The organism is Volucribacter psittacicida, assembly GCF_004339025.1.
GTDB classification, from domain to species: domain Bacteria; phylum Pseudomonadota; class Gammaproteobacteria; order Enterobacterales; family Pasteurellaceae; genus Volucribacter; species Volucribacter psittacicida.
Map to the genome: position 1 here is coordinate 81,666 of NZ_SMFT01000005.1, position 15,556 is coordinate 97,221.

Here is a 15,556-nt window from a genome sequence, read left to right on the forward strand (position 1 = left end):
TTTATTCCCCCGAATGATTAAATCTTGTGGTAAAAATAAATACTTTTTCAGCGCAAACATCAACACAACGTCCGCAACTGATACAATCTTTTGAAAGTACGAGTAAACTTTCGTTCTTTTTGCCATGTAGTGGTGAACGTAAAATTTGAGGTTCTGGGCAAATGTTATAACAGTCCATACAATTATCGCATTTGTTCCTATCGCTGACTTTTATGCGAGTAATGGCTTTTGCACCAATGATGCCGTAAGTGGCACCAATGGGGCATAAATACCCACACCAACCATGTTCAACAATGAATAAATCAAATAAAAAGACCGCAACAACTAACCATAATGTTGCCCCAAGCCCATAGATGATCCCTCGCCCTAAGGCGGATACGGGATTTAGCCATTCCCATAACAACATTCCGCTACTGGCACTACCAATTAAAATCATTAATAACACCGCATAACGCAATGAGCGTGGTAATTTAGCACTTTGCCGAATACCCAGTTTTCGCCGTAGCCAAGCGGCGCTGTCTGTGACAATATTCAGTGGACAAACCCAAGCACAAAAAGCACGACTGGCAATACAAGCGTAAAAAACGACAATAATTAACGCCCCAAGTAATGCCCGCCAATCAGGTAGATAGCCTGTGGCAAGGCTTTCTGCCACGATAAGTGGATCACTGAGTGGCACAGTATCTAGTAGCAAACTGCTGCTATAATTGCCTTTTAATAACCAAACATCAAACCAAGGGCCAGCTAAAAACATTGCCATAATGCTAAGTTGGGTAAGCCTACGCCAGAATAAAAAACGATTTGCATACCACCAACCCCATTTTTGTCTGGCTTCACGCCCCGCATATTTAGGTGAATTCGCCATTATTTATTCCTCACTGGGTTGTTATTGGGTAAGGATAAACCTGATTCAGGCACGAACTCAGGGATTGGCGTATTTTGCAAAGGTGTAACCGATTGCTCTGTGCTTTGCTGATGTTGCCAACCAAAGCGGTAATGTTTTCCCAACATTCCTTTTGCCAAGGGTAAAGGTAAAACCTTAATTGCCGCCTCTTCTAAGACACAAGCCTCTTCACATTTGCCACAACCTGTGCAAGCCTCAGAATGTACTGTTGGAATAAACAATGCGTGTTTACCTGTTCGGTCATTACGATGATATTCAAGGGTAATGGCTTTTTCGATCAAGGGGCAAACCCGATAGCAAACATCACAGCGTAAACCTTGCCAATTTAAGCAAGTTTCGTGATCTAATAATACCGCCAATCCCATACGAGCTTGGTTGATATCTTCCGCTTGATTATCCAATGCCCCAGTGGGACAGGCTTTGGCACAAGGAATATCCACGCACATTTCACAAGGCTTTTGTCTTGCCACAAAATAAGGCGTTCCCGCTTCTAATGGTGATAACAAGGACGCCAAATGCAACATATCATAGGGACAAGCCTGTACACATTGCCCACAACGAATACAAGCTGCCGCAAAATGCTGTTCGTCAGCTAAGGCAAAGGGCGGGCGTAAAGCGACCCCTTGCCGAGCCAAACTTTGCTTTTGTTGTAAGCCAAGTAACAAGCCTAATCCTGCCACGCCACCTGCGGTACGCGTTACATTTTTAAGAAACTTGCGGCGTTCTGGCGATAATGTTTTCTCTGCCATATCAGCTCAAAGTGCGGTCTGTTTTACGTAAATTTTTACGCTTTTTCCACTTTTACGGCACATTTCTTAAAGTCGGTTTCTTTAGAAATCGGATCCGTTGCGTCCAATGTTAATAAATTGGCTAACTGTCCTGCATCAAAGAAGGTAGTAAAAATTAACCCTTTTGGCACTTTATTCCGCCCACGCGTATCAATATAAGAAACCATTTCTCCACGACGAGAAATCACTTTAACTTTATCGCCATGACGTAATCCTCGCTGACTTGCATCATCTGGGTGCATCCACACTAAATTATTTGGGAAAGAACGATGCAATTCAGGCACACGGCGAGTCATTGTGCCTGTATGCCAATGTTCTAATACACGCCCTGTGGATAACCAAAGATCATATTCTTGATCAGGCACTTCCGCAGGTGGCTCATAAGGCACCGCTAAAATGATCGCTCTTTTATCAGGATAGCCATAAAACGCCACTTCTTCCCCAGCTTTCACATAAGGATCATAGCCTTCACGATAACGCCATAGTGTTTCTTTATTTTCTACCACTGGCCAACGTAAACCTCGAGCTTGATGATAGGTATCAAAATCCGCTAAATCATGTCCATGTCCACGCCCGAAAGCGGCATATTCTTCAAATAAACCTTTTTGCAAGTAGAAACCAAAATGTTCTGATTCATCATTTAAATGCCCCTCTAACTCATCAAGAGAATATTTATCCACTTGCCCATTACGGAATAGCACTTCATACAAGGTTTTGCCTTTATATTCAGGGTTGGCATTTAAAACTTGCTCAGGCCACATTTCATCGGTGGTAAAATACTTGGAAAATTCCACTAATTGCCATAAATCGGAGCGTGATTCGCCCGGGCCTTTCACTTGCTGACGCCAAAATTGGGTGCGACGTTCCGCATTACCATAAGCCCCTTCTTTTTCTACCCACATTGAGGTTGGCAAAATTAAATCTGCCGACAAGGCACTCACTGTCGGATAAGGATCAGACACAATAATGAAATTCTCTTCGTCACGCCAACCCGGCAAACGATCTTGATTAATGTTTGGACCTGCCTGCATATTGTTGTTACACATTTGCCATAACACATTCATCTTACGATCTTTTAACGCTCGATCTTGTGCCACAGCGTGATAACCCACTTGGTCTTGTACCACACCAGCAGGCAATTTCCATAGTTTTTCCGCAGTTTCACGATGTTTTGGATTGGTTACCACTAAATCCGCCGGTAAACGATGAGCAAAGGTACCGACTTCTCGAGCCGTACCACAGGCAGAAGGTTGCCCTGTTAATGAAAAAGGTCCGCAGCCGGGTAAGGAAATCTTGCCGGTTAATAGATGAATATTATAAATAAGATGGTTCGCCCATACTCCACGTGTATGCTGATTAAAGCCCATAGTCCAAAATGACACAATTTTCTTATCAGGGTCAGCATAAAGTTTGGCTAATGATTCTAATTGATCCTTAGGAATTCCTGACATCTGATGGGCTTTATCCAAGGTATAATCCGCCACTAAGGCTTTTAGCTCATCAAAATTACTGTCATACATTTTACCGCTATTTGGGTTTTTCGCTTTTTGTTGCAATGGATTATCATCGCGTAAACCATAACCAATATCGGTTTCACCACGTTTAAACTTGGTATGTTTATTCACAAAATCCCAATTAACCGCATCATTTTGAATTAAATAATTAATGATATAATTAAGCACCACCAAGTCGGATTGCGGCTGGAACAACATACCATTATCCGCTAATTCAAAACTACGATGCTCAAAGGTAGATAATACCGCCACATGCACATTATTATTAGATAAACGGCGATCCGTGATACGTGACCATAAAATAGGGTGCATCTCCGCCATATTAGAGCCCCATAATACAAAGGCATCAGCTTGCTCAATATCGTTATAACAGCCCATTGGTTCATCCATACCAAAGGTACGCATAAATGCTACCGCTGCGGAAGCCATACAATGGCGGGCATTAGGATCAATATTATTAGAACGCAAACCTGCTTTAAACAGCTTGGATTTTGCCACGCCTTCAAAAATGGTCGATTGCCCAGAGGTAAACATACCTATCCCATTCGGCCCATTTTTCTTGATCGCCGCTTTCATTTTTTCTGCCATAATTTTAAAGGCATCGTCCCAACTTACCGCTGTAAACTCACCATGCTTATCATATTTCCCATTGGTCATACGCAACATTGGCGATGTTAAACGATCCTTACCATACATAATTTTTGGCAAAAAATAGCCCTTAATACAGTTTAAGCCACGATTTACTTCTGCATCAGGATCACCTTGTGAAGCAACAACTCGCCCATTTTGAGTTCCCACTAAAACACCACAACCTGTACCACAAAAACGGCAAACGCCTTTTTCCCACTTAATCGTTTTATCATCTGCCGCCAAGGTTTTAATTGGAATAGATAACCCCGCTACTGCCGCCGCGGCAGCCACCGCATTGGCTTTCATAAAATCACGACGTGTTAAACTCATCGCTTTCCCCCACTTTTTATTTAATTATTCTTCGCTATGCTGAACATCCTGTTGATGGTAAACCAACGACACCACCAACACCCCATCAATATTTTTTGCCATTTCCATATTCTCTAGCAAAATCCGTTCATCATGGGATTGCATCACCACCACTAATTTGCCAGTTTGCTCATCAACTGCCGCAACTTCCGTATGCTCAATAGCTAAAAGTGCGGTCTGAATTGACAATAATTTTTCTGGCTTGCCTTGCACGACTAAACCGCACACATGCCAATCATCAGCTTCTGTTTGTTGCATAATTTTGTACCGTTGATTAGACCTTTTTTAAGGGGTACTATTATTAGAATTAATCTAGAACCGCATAATTACTATAAAGAGGTATTCCTAGAAAAAAATGAGGTTTTTTTGAGGTAAATCAAATTTATTATTTAGAAAATAAATAAAAATGCGGTCAATTTGACCGCACTTTTTATTACTAGAAGGTAATAATTCAATATTGATTATTTAGCAAAATAGGCTTCGAGTTCTTCACTTCCGCCAATATATTGTCCGCCGATAAAGACTTGAGGTACTGAGGTTTTACCTGTAATTGCACGCACAGAAATGGTGCTTGCATCACGACCTAGTACGATTTCTTCAAATGTGTAGCCTTTCACTTTTAATAAACCTTTTGCTTTTGCACAGAATGGGCAACCTGGTTTAGTGAAGATAGACACTGATGGTTTGGCTTCCCATTTTGGATTTAGATATTTAAGCATTGTATCGGCATCTGATACTTTGAATGGGTCGCCTGGCTCATTTGGTTCAATAAACATTTTTTCAACTACGCCGTTTTTAACCAACATAGAATAACGCCATGAACGTTTACCAAAACCTAGATCTTCTTTGCCTACTAACATACCCATACCTTCGGTAAATTCGCCGTTACCATCTGGCAATACAGTGACGTTTTCGCATTCTTGATCCATTTTCCACGCATTCATGACGAAAGTATCGTTTACAGAAAGGCAGATAATTTCATCAACACCTAACGCTTTAAATTCACATGCTAATTCATTGTAGCGTGGTAAGTGCGTTGATGAACAAGTTGGGGTAAATGCACCTGGTAGTGAGAAAAGCACTACTGTTTTGTTATCAAATAATTCTGCACTTGTTACATCAACCCATGCATCGCCTTGGCGAGTATGAAATGTTACCTGAGGAACTTTTTTTCCTTCCATATTACTCATAATGATTCTCCTAATTTTAATGATAAATAAAATGATTTAATCATCCCTAATCTGATGAATTATAAAAAAGAATATGGTATAGTTAAAATCAATTAATTCTATTCTTTTAATTGCTAGATTCTATATTAGCATAATGTGAGGTAATCATGAATATCCGTGATCTTGAATATTTAGTTGCATTAGCAGAATATAAACATTTTCGTCGAGCCGCCGATGCTTGTCATGTTAGCCAACCTACTCTGAGTGGGCAAATTAGAAAACTTGAAGATGAGTTGGGTATTATATTATTAGAAAGAACCAGTCGCAAGGTGTTGTTCACGCAATCAGGGTTATTATTGGTAGAGCAAGCACGCACTATTTTACGAGAAGTGAAACTGTTACGAGAAATGGCGAGCAATCAAGGTAAAGATATGACGGGGCCTTTACATATCGGTATTATTCCGACCATTGGACCTTATTTGTTACCCTATATTGTTCCAACATTAAAACAGGCCTTTCCTGAGTTAGAACTTTATTTGTATGAGGCTCAAACACGTCAATTACTAGAACAATTAGAAACAGGGCAATTAGATTGTGCGATTCTTGCTCGTGTGCCAGAATCAGAAGCCTTTATTGAAATGCCACTTTTTGAAGAAAGTATGTTATTAGCAGTACCAGAAAATCACCCTTGGGCAAAGGAGCAAAACATTAGTATGGATAAGCTAAATGGTTTAGAAATGTTAATGCTTGATGATGGGCATTGTTTGCGTGAACAAACGCTTGGTTATTGTTTTGCAGCTGGTGCAAAAGAGAATGCCCATTTCCAAGCGACCAGTTTGGAGACCTTACGCAATATGGTGGCCGCTAATGCGGGGGTGACATTAATGCCAGAATTGGCGGTGCTTAATGAGCGTGAACGCAGTGGGGTAAAATATATTCGTTGTGCTTCACCTGAGCCTTCTCGTGCTATTGCATTGGCTTATCGCCCCGGATCACCGTTGCGTAATCGATATGAAAAAGTGGCAACAACCATTAGCGAGGTTATTGATCCTATTATTCATTCTCATCAGGTGTCGTAGGCAGTTATGGTCGGTATTCGTGCGATTCAAAAAGAAAAAACGCGGCGAGCATTGGTGGATGCCGCCTTTAATCAGCTTAGTGCCGAGAAAAGTTTTTCTAATCTTAGTTTACGCGAAGTAGCCCGTGAGGCAGGCATTGCCCCCACCTCTTTTTATCGTCATTTTCGGGATATGGACGAGCTAGGTTTAACCATGGTGGATGAAGCTGGGTTAATGTTACGTCAGCTAATGCGACAGGCTCGTAAACGTATTGAAAATGGGGGAAGTGTTATTGTTATTTCTGTGGATACCTTTTTTGAGTTTATTCATAATAGCCCCAATGTTTTTCGTTTATTATTGCGCGAAAGTTCAGGAACATCATTGGAATTTCGTACCGCAGCGGCACGAGAAAGTAAGCATTTTGTTGATGAATTAGCCGAATATATTGCGAATAAAAATCATATTCCTGCTGAGTTAGCTTATGTGCAAGCAGAAGGTATGGTGACCATTGTGTTTACCGCAGGATCCAATGCCTTAGATATGAACAATAAAGAACGCTTACAGCTCAAAGAGCGTGTGATTCTACAATTACGTATGTTGGCAAAGGGGGCAATGTTTGCCCACGAAAAATACCAGACCGATCATAAGACATAGCAATACAAGGCGTTCGTTATAAGCGAATACACACCAATGTGCCACCTTGATGGGCTTGAGAAATCGATAATGTGGCGTTTAACTGGTTTGCACGTTCCTGCATAATATTAAGACCATAATGCCCTTCTGGTTCTTGTAAAGAGGCAATACCTACACCATTGTCTCTTATCATAATTTCACGTTCGCCCTCCTCATTAGTATGGGCAATCACATAAATATCCGTACCTTGCGAATGTTTAATCGCATTTAAAATCGCCTCTCGCACAATTTGTAACGCATGGACTTGTTGCTGTGCATTAAAAGTTTGTGAAGGAAGCGAACAATCTAAATGAATGTTCATTGTGGTTTGGCTTTGTAATGAGGCGATAACCTGCTCTAATGCCAAGGTTAAATTTGCCTCTTGAATGGTTAAACGGAAAGTAGCGAGAAGCTCACGTAATTGTATATACCCATCACGCAGGGCTTGTTCAAACTCAGCAATGATAGCCAAACGTTTTTCTTGAGCTTGAGCGGAATTGTCTTTTGTGTTGTGTTTTAATAGGGTTAATTGAATCTGTAAAAAAGATAAGACTTGTGCCAAAGAATCATGAAGTTCTCGAGCGATAATAGAACGTTCTTCCATCAGTAATAGTTGTTGTTGCTGACGTTGCGTTTGGCTAAAGTACAACGAACGAGCCAACATTTGCACCACATTTTCTATCGTCCGCTTATCAGGACAAGGAAATCCTGCCTGCCAGCGTAATTCACCTAAACATTCGCCCTCCACCATAATATGTTCACATTGCCAAGGATAATCCGTTACCGGCTCGCCTAGCCGACAAGTTAATTGTGGCTGTTGATAAATTTCAATATCAAGATAACGCAAATGTTCATTGGCATAAACTTGTGATAATACTTGTTTTAGCAAACTTTGATTTAACTCGTGGCGACTTAATTGCTGTGAACAATAATATAATGTGGATAAAGTGCGGTTAATTTGGCTTAATTTTTTGGTTTTTTCATCAACCTGCTGCTCAAGAGAATAATAAAGTTTGTGCAAATCATTTGCCATTTTGGTAAATACACGAGCCAACATACCTAATTCATCTTCTTTTTCGGTATTTAATTTCACATGATTAAATATCCCCATTTGCACCTGTCCGCTGGCTTTGGCAAGCTGATGTAACGGAATGACCACTTGTTTACGGGTATAAAAAATAACATAGGAAACCATTGCCACAATCAATAACATAGAAACACAAATAATCACTACCACAATAATTAATTTCTTTTCCGCATATTGTTGCAAGGTATAAACAAACTGATCCACTTGATCCACATAATCGGCAATATTGGCACGATAAGCCTGTTGATTATTTGTGCGTACATAATGCTCCATCACTTGCCAACGCTGGATTAAATTACGATACGCTTGTTTAACATTCTCTGACACCAAAAAATGATTATTCAGATCCACTAAGGCTTGTGAATGTAGGCTTACTCGGTAACGGCGTAAGTCCTGCTCAACCTGAGAGGGATAATATTGCATAGTATAAATTAAACGATAACTTTGCATACGCAAAGATCCTGACACATTAATCAATTCTGCATCAGATTTATTACTTGCCATAATGGCTAAACTTAATGAAGTAATAATGCTAGCAAAGACAATAATAATGAAGAGATAATTTGCAATACGTGTTGAAACAGAATGTTTAATTTTCACAATAAATTTCCGTTAAACCAAAAGAAAACTTGATTATGCTACCATAACTTGACTTTAAGGTTTATAGTCGTCCCACTTTAAAATGAAACGACTATACATTGAAATGGCTATATAGTGGAACGGCGATACAATCAAAATAAAAAAACCTATATGTGATTAACATATAGGTTTCTCGCTAAAAGAAAAAATTTCTTAAAAACTGACCGCACTTTTTAATTTTTTCAAGGCATTACTTTCAAGCTGACGAATCCGCTCCGCAGAAACATGATATTTCGCCGCTAAATCATGTAAGGTTGCTTTGTTTTCATCTAACCAGCGTGCCTTAATAATATCCTGACTACGAGCATCTAAGGTTGATAATGCTGTCGTAAGCTCTTCGGTCGCTTGGCTCTCATAATTCTCATTTTCTAATTCAGCCGCAAAATTTGAATGTTTATCTTCCAAATATAATGAAGGAGAATAAACGTCCTCATCATTCTCTTCATTAGGTAAGTCAAACGCCAAATCCGATCCCGTCATACGAGATTCCATTTCCACCACATCTTTGGCACTCACACCAAGCTCATCCGCAATTAGATTAACTTCTTTATCACTAAACCAGCCTAAACGCTGTTTGGTTTTTCTTAAATTAAAAAAGAGTTTACGTTGTGCTTTGGTCGTGGCAACTTTCACAATACGCCAATTACGCAACACATATTCGTGGATTTCCGCTTTAATCCAATGTACCGCAAAAGACACTAAACGCACCCCGACTTCAGGGTTAAAACGTTTAACGGCTTTCATTAAACCAATATTTCCTTCTTGAATTAAATCCGCTTGTGGCAAGCCATAACCCGAATAACCACGCGCCACATGAATAACGAAACGCAGATGAGAAAGAATGAGCTTTTTCGCCGCTTCTACATCTTCGTGATAGTACAAACGTTCAGTCAAGCTCTTCTCTTCCTCTGCACTCAGCATCGGATATTCATTGGCAGCACGAATATAACCTTCAAGGCTACCTTGAGGAACAAGCATCATTGTTTGTGTTTCTTTATTCATTATTTTCCTTCTTAAATACTAATAAAAAAATTACCTCGTTGTTATAACATAATTTTAACGAGGGTCAAAGTAGGAAATGAACCTCTTCTCTTTTCCATACGTTACTTAGACGCAATAACAAGAAGAAAGTTCCCGTTATACCCTGTCATCTTACTTCTCATCAGGCACTAACTGATAACAAATATCTTCGTCAATCACACGAAATAATAAATCAATATTCGGATGTTTACCGAGATGTTCTCTGGCATCTGTGGTATGTTCCGCAAAAAGCTCTAAGCCTTTTTGTGCCGAAATAGGGTCAAGTTTACCATTAAATTCTTGTGCTAACGCATTATAGACTTTTAATGAACCGAGCTTGCCTTCTAAAGCTGGGATATATTGTACAACAGTATCGCCAGATAAGACGCTCAATCCCGATAAATGTTCAATGCTTGGTAAGGTGTCAAGAATTTGTTTAAAGTCTTTCATTATTTCTCCTATTATAGATTAACTTATCAACTCTAGCGCATCGATTTCCCCTGTTTCACCAATGAAACGGACTTCAGGTTGTAACCAAATGCCAAATTGTTTGCCCACTTGTTGGTGGACATAACGGGCTAATTCTACCACATCTTGGCTGCTTGCGTTATCTTGGTTAATCAAGACTAATGCTTGTTGTTGATGTACCGCAGCACCGCCTAAACGGAAACCTTTTAACTGACATTGGTCAATAAGCCAGCCTGCGGCTAATTTAACTTGCTCATTGCCTTGAGGAAAATAAGGCATACTAGGGTATTGTTGTTTTAGGGTATCAGCAAGGCTTTTTGCCACCGTAGGGTTTTTAAAAAAGCTCCCTGCGTTACCAAATTGCGTAGGATCTGGCAATTTCGTTTGGCGAATATAACAAACTTGTTGAAAAATCTGTTGTGCTGTGACGGAATTTGATGCGAGTTGTGCTAAAGGCCCGTAATCCAATACGGGTTGCCATTGTTTAGCTAATTTTAATCCAACGGCACAAATAAAATAGCCCTGTGCATATTGATGTTTAAAAATGCTCTCACGATAACCAAACTGGCAATCTTTCGCCGTTAAGCGGATAACCTCATTATGGTTTAAATCTAATACATCAACATAATCACAAAATCGCTCAAACTCAACCCCATAGGCCCCAATATTTTGAATCGGAGCAGTGCCTGCACAACCCGGAATTAAGGCGAGGTTTTCAAGTCCTGCAATACCTTGTTGTAAACTCCATTGGACTAATTGATGCCAGTTCTCCCCTGCTTGTATATGTAAGTAATGAAAATTGGGATCTTGTCTATGCGCAATGCCTTTTAATTGATTGATGATTACTGTACCTGCAAAATCTTGCGTGAATAAAACATTGCTCCCTTGCCCTAAAAATAACAGAGGCTGATGTGCCGCTTGTGCTTGTTGCCAAAGGTGATTTAATTCAGAAAGTGCGGTCAGTTTTACCAAATTTTTTGCTTTTACTGGCAAACCAAAGGTATGCCAAGGTTGTAAACTTACCATCATTGTACCTCTTGATTTAAATAACGGCTGGCGGATAACCAAGCAGACACATAACCAATGACCGCACAAATCATTAATAAAAATAAGGTTTCACTAAAATTTAAGCCGTTTAATTCAAATTGTACGGCGAAAATATCCGCCACATATTGCACCGCACTGGTAAAATAGCCAATTAATAAACTGCTTAATAAGCAAGCAAAAATGCCGCCGCTTAATCCATAAATGATCCCAGTGCATAAAAAAGGACGTAAAATAAATTGTTCTGTTGCCCCTAATAATTTAGACACTTCAATACTGGCAAGGCTACTATACACATCGGTACGAATACTATTACCAATCACTAAACATACTGCAACGGCCATTAATACCGCACAAAAAATCGCTACGTGAGCAATTAACCAAGTTAATGCGGTTAATTTTTCTAACCAATCACTATCCAAACGCACTTCATCAACCCCTTTGATTTTCATCAAGTTATTGCGTAAGGCGTTGCGTTTATTCGGTTCATTATAATCCGCAAGCGGTTGAATCATTACCACCGCAGGTAAGGGATTATCATCTAAAATATCCAATTCCTCGCCAAATCCTGACCAGCTTCTAAATTGGTTAAGGCTTTCTTGACGTGAAATATATTGCAATGATTCCACCCCTGTTTCTGCACGGATTTTTTCCACCACGTGATTCGCATCTTGTTCTGACAGATTTTTATGCAAATAAACTGTTAATTGACTTTCAGGGGAAAATTGCGTGGCAGCTAAATGGGTATTTTTCCAGAGTAGATAACTCACTGTTGGAATGGTTAAAGATACGGTAATCACAAGAATGGTAAAGAATGTACCAAATTTCTTTTTCATCATATCCGCCCATACGGCACGAATAACATAATCCATTTGTAACCAGAAGGGGGCATTAATACGGCGACTCATAACAACTTCCTAGCGTAAATGCCCTTGCTCAAGGACTAAACAAGGTTTGGGTTTTTGTTGAATAATATTGAGATCGTGGGTAGCAATTAATACTGTTACCCCTGCACGATTAAACTCTTCAAACAAGGAAAAAATCTCTAATGATAAGGTTTCATCTAAATTTCCTGTTGGTTCATCCGCTAGCAATAATTGCGGACGGTTCACAATGGCGCGAGCAATATCCACACGTTGCTGTTCACCACCAGATAAATAAAGCGGTAAATGATGAGCACGATTTAATAAACCAACACGATCAAGGGCAGCACTCGCTCGCCGCTTGATTTCATTGGGGTGCATACCGTTAATAATCAACGGTAATGACACATTATCCAACACCGAACGATCGGATAACAAACGATAATCTTGATGCACCATACCAATTTGACGGCGTAAAAAAGGGATTTCGTGTTTAGATAAACGCGTAATATCATGGCCATTAAACCAAATTTTACCGCCATTTGCCCGTTCAATTCCCATAATGAGTTTTAACAAGGTACTTTTACCTGCCCCAGAATGCCCAATTAAATAAGTCATACTTCCCACAGGTAAATGGAAATTTAGTCCCTGTAAGGCGGGTTTACCACCACGATAAGCCTTACTCACATTCGCAAATCGAATCATTTTCTAATCTTCTTCTTGGGTAAATAATGCGTCAATAAATTGTTCAGCTTGGAATGGGCGTAAATCCTCAATTTTCTCGCCCACGCCAATATAACGAATAGGTAACTTAAACTGATCCGCAATGGCAAAAATCACACCACCTTTGGCAGTACCGTCCAACTTGGTTAAACTAATGCCTGTCAGCCCTACCGCTTCGTGGAAGAGTTTAGCTTGTGAAATGGCATTTTGCCCTGTTCCCGCATCGAGGGTTAGCATAATTTCATGTGGAGCAGTGTCATCATATTTTTTCATCACTCGCACAATTTTTTTCAATTCGTCCATCAAATTGTTTTTATTTTGCAAACGCCCTGCGGTATCGGCGATCAAAATATCAATATTGCGTGCCGCGGCGGATTGCATCGCATCATAAATAACCGAAGCGGAGTCCGCACCAGTACTTTGTGCCACCACAGGAATATGATTACGCTCTCCCCAAACCTGTAATTGCTCCACCGCCGCCGCTCGGAAAGTATCGCCTGCTGCCAACATCACTGATTTGCCTTGTTGCTGGAATTGACGAGCTAACTTACCAATAGTCGTGGTTTTACCAACACCATTGACCCCAACCATTAAAATCACATAAGGTTTTTTATGTTCATCAATACACAATGGTTGCTCAACAGGTTTAAGAATATCCGCCATTTCCTGTTTTAATTGTTGATATAACAACTCCGCATCTTGTAATTGCTGACGGCTGGCGTGTGCCGTTAAATTATTGATAATTTTCGTGGTAGTTGGCATACCAATATCAGCGATTAATAGCTGTTCTTCCAGCTCCTCAAATAACTCATCATCAATTTTTTTACCCCGAAATAAACGGCGAAAACCAACACCAATATTTTGCTTGGTTTTTAATAATCCCTTGACTAAACGGCTAAAAAAACCGCCCTCGCTTGGTTTTTCTTGCGTTAGCGTGCTAATTTCTTGTTCTTGTTCTTGTTCTTGTTCTTGTTCTTGTTCTTGCACATCATCTGAGGATAATGTTACCGCTTGTTCAAGCAAAATATCCTGATTTTGCACCGCACTTTGTACGCTTTCCTCAGTTTGTTCTTCATTAATCTCAATGCTTTCGGGCATAACCTGTTCAACCTCCACAGGTTCTAATGCCGTACTGTTCTCTTCTAAAGGCAAATTCCCTTCTTCTTTAGCAAAATTCTCAACAATTTCATTCAATTCAGGGATAATTTCTTGCTCTTGCTCTTGCTCTTGCTCTTGCTCTTGCTCTTGCTCAACAAGTCTCTCTTCTTCTTGCTCCTGAGCAACCTGTTCTTTGTCTTGTTGTTCCTCAGTCTTTTGTTTTTTACCTAAACCAAACCAAGACCAAAAACCGCCTTTTTTCTTTTCATCTGCCATATACAATACACCTGTCTAAATAAAATTGATGGATTTTACCAAAATAGATAAAATGCCGTTAGTTTATCATTTATTTACCTATCAGCCATGAAAAAAAATCAACAAAATAGCAAATCAAGCACAAATAAAGGCGAAGTACGAATTATTGCAGGACAATGGCGAGGACGTAAACTCCCTGTTTTAATGGCGGAAGGATTACGCCCCACAGGCGACCGAGTAAAAGAAACCCTGTTTAATTGGTTAATGCCTTATATTGTGGACAGTCGCTGTTTAGATTGCTTTGCAGGCAGCGGATCATTAGGCTTTGAAGCCTTATCACGCCAAGCAAAATCCGTTACCTTTATTGAATATGAAAAAAGCGTGGCTAAACAATTACAACAAAACCTACAACAATTAAAATGCACGCCTGAACAAGCCAAAGTTATTCAACAAAATAGCTTAGATTGGCTAAAACAATCGCAAAATCAACCGCACTTTGACCTTGTATTCCTCGATCCGCCTTTTCATCATAATCTTGCTCAACAGGCGATTGATAGACTTCATCAATATCAATGGCTTGCCCCTAACGCCTTGATTTATGTAGAAACGGAAAAAGGCTTATCCTTGCAAGTCCCACCCCATTGGCAATTACATAAACAAAAAACAACAGGTATGGTAAGCTATCGGCTATATCAACTGACGGATCAAACGACGATAAATTACTAAACCTGATATTTTCTTTTATCGCCAATATCAAAATGTAACGGCATCCGCCATTTTTGTATGCTTAATAACAACAAAAGGGCGGTAATTATCAGCGATAAAATAAGTTGAATACTCTGCCAATGCCATTGCAAACTGAACCAGAATATTGCCAATAAAATAGGTTGAAAATTTAACCCCATAATTCGAAAACAAAAATGTTCTTTAAAACATAGTCCACCCAGGGTAAAAAACGCACCACCTAAGGCAATAGCAGGGAAACCAAAGGCATAACTTAATAAAGCCACCCAACTTGCCATTTGCAAAATAAAACGGAATTTTTTCAAATAAATATGCAAACAAGAAGCACAACAGGTTGCCGCAACCAACATCGCCAACTCCGCTTGGGGATAATAAGGCAACAACGGCATCGCAAAGGTTGCGATCACAAACCCTAAACGATAAATTATCACACTGATATAATCCCAACTATCCATCGGCGATTGAATATGTGGATCTGCCATAAGTTTTCCTCAGAAATAAACGATGGGAT

Annotated in this window: 16 protein-coding genes; 3 read left to right on the plus strand and 13 right to left on the minus strand. The window is 39.8% G+C overall.

The window, feature by feature from the left end:
• Position 1: 1 nt before the first annotated feature.
• From napH to EV694_RS09215, 5 genes are all read right to left on the minus strand, one after another.
• On the minus strand, positions 2-865 hold the full coding sequence (gene napH / locus EV694_RS09195; RefSeq protein WP_132691784.1) for a quinol dehydrogenase ferredoxin subunit NapH: 864 nt from the start codon (positions 863-865) through the stop codon (positions 2-4).
• Positions 865-1,653, minus strand: coding sequence for a ferredoxin-type protein NapG (napG, locus tag EV694_RS09200; protein ID WP_132691786.1), 789 nt, complete (start codon positions 1,651-1,653; stop codon positions 865-867). Before napG ends, napH begins: the two co-directional genes overlap by 1 nt.
• A gap of 35 nt (positions 1,654-1,688) precedes the next feature.
• Positions 1,689-4,166 carry a nitrate reductase catalytic subunit NapA gene (napA, locus tag EV694_RS09205; RefSeq protein WP_132691788.1) on the minus strand — a complete coding sequence of 826 codons (2,478 nt, stop codon included), beginning with the start codon at positions 4,164-4,166 and terminating at the stop codon, positions 1,689-1,691.
• A 24-nt stretch (positions 4,167-4,190) separates the two neighbouring features.
• Positions 4,191-4,463: a chaperone NapD gene (locus EV694_RS09210; RefSeq protein WP_132691790.1), complete on the minus strand. Its 273-nt coding sequence runs from the start codon at positions 4,461-4,463 to the stop codon at positions 4,191-4,193.
• Positions 4,464-4,666: 203 nt separating this feature from the next.
• The gene (locus tag EV694_RS09215; RefSeq protein ID WP_207859821.1) at positions 4,667-5,395 is read right to left on the minus strand and encodes a glutathione peroxidase; all 729 of its coding nucleotides are present in this window, start codon (positions 5,393-5,395) and stop codon (positions 4,667-4,669) included.
• Between the two features lie 146 nt (positions 5,396-5,541).
• Here EV694_RS09215 and oxyR point away from each other — a divergent pair, with 146 nt between their 5' ends.
• Together oxyR and fabR are read left to right on the plus strand one after the other, a co-directional pair.
• Complete coding sequence (oxyR, locus tag EV694_RS09220; RefSeq protein ID WP_132691794.1) at positions 5,542-6,453, plus strand: DNA-binding transcriptional regulator OxyR; 912 nt, start codon at positions 5,542-5,544, stop codon at positions 6,451-6,453.
• A 6-nt stretch (positions 6,454-6,459) separates the two neighbouring features.
• Entirely contained in the window at positions 6,460-7,086 is a 627-nt protein-coding gene (gene fabR, locus EV694_RS09225) for an HTH-type transcriptional repressor FabR (protein WP_132691796.1), read from the plus strand.
• Between the two features lie 16 nt (positions 7,087-7,102).
• On the opposite strand, the gene narQ is transcribed toward fabR, so the two are convergent.
• The 7 genes from narQ to ftsY all read right to left on the minus strand — a co-directional run bounded on the left by narQ (position 7,103) and on the right by ftsY (position 14,322).
• Positions 7,103-8,791, minus strand: coding sequence for a nitrate/nitrite two-component system sensor histidine kinase NarQ (gene narQ, locus EV694_RS09230; RefSeq protein ID WP_132691798.1), 1,689 nt, complete (start codon positions 8,789-8,791; stop codon positions 7,103-7,105).
• A gap of 192 nt (positions 8,792-8,983) precedes the next feature.
• Complete coding sequence (gene rpoH, locus EV694_RS09235; RefSeq protein ID WP_132691800.1) at positions 8,984-9,832, minus strand: RNA polymerase sigma factor RpoH; 849 nt, start codon at positions 9,830-9,832, stop codon at positions 8,984-8,986.
• A gap of 150 nt (positions 9,833-9,982) precedes the next feature.
• The gene (locus tag EV694_RS09240; RefSeq protein WP_132691802.1) at positions 9,983-10,300 is read right to left on the minus strand and encodes a DUF2322 family protein; all 318 of its coding nucleotides are present in this window, start codon (positions 10,298-10,300) and stop codon (positions 9,983-9,985) included.
• A gap of 18 nt (positions 10,301-10,318) precedes the next feature.
• Positions 10,319-11,344: a UDP-N-acetylmuramate dehydrogenase gene (gene murB / locus EV694_RS09245; protein ID WP_132691975.1), complete on the minus strand. Its 1,026-nt coding sequence runs from the start codon at positions 11,342-11,344 to the stop codon at positions 10,319-10,321.
• Positions 11,344-12,270 (minus strand): permease-like cell division protein FtsX, encoded by a 927-nt coding sequence (ftsX, locus tag EV694_RS09250; RefSeq protein ID WP_132691804.1) that lies wholly within the window; start codon positions 12,268-12,270, stop codon positions 11,344-11,346. The genes murB and ftsX overlap by 1 nt, the downstream gene beginning before the upstream one ends.
• A gap of 9 nt (positions 12,271-12,279) precedes the next feature.
• On the minus strand, positions 12,280-12,930 hold the full coding sequence (gene ftsE / locus EV694_RS09255; protein WP_132691806.1) for a cell division ATP-binding protein FtsE: 651 nt from the start codon (positions 12,928-12,930) through the stop codon (positions 12,280-12,282).
• A gap of 3 nt (positions 12,931-12,933) precedes the next feature.
• A complete protein-coding gene (gene ftsY / locus EV694_RS09260; RefSeq protein WP_132691808.1) occupies positions 12,934-14,322 on the minus strand; it encodes a signal recognition particle-docking protein FtsY in 1,389 nt (462 codons plus the stop codon).
• A gap of 87 nt (positions 14,323-14,409) precedes the next feature.
• On the opposite strand from ftsY, the gene rsmD reads away from it, so the two are divergent.
• The gene (gene rsmD, locus EV694_RS09265) at positions 14,410-15,027 is read left to right on the plus strand and encodes a 16S rRNA (guanine(966)-N(2))-methyltransferase RsmD (protein WP_132691810.1); all 618 of its coding nucleotides are present in this window, start codon (positions 14,410-14,412) and stop codon (positions 15,025-15,027) included.
• Here rsmD and EV694_RS09270 read toward each other — a convergent pair.
• A complete protein-coding gene (locus tag EV694_RS09270; RefSeq protein WP_132691812.1) occupies positions 15,024-15,527 on the minus strand; it encodes a DUF2301 domain-containing membrane protein in 504 nt (167 codons plus the stop codon). The two genes, rsmD and EV694_RS09270, sit on opposite strands and share 4 nt — an antisense overlap.
• Positions 15,528-15,556: the final 29 nt, after the last annotated feature.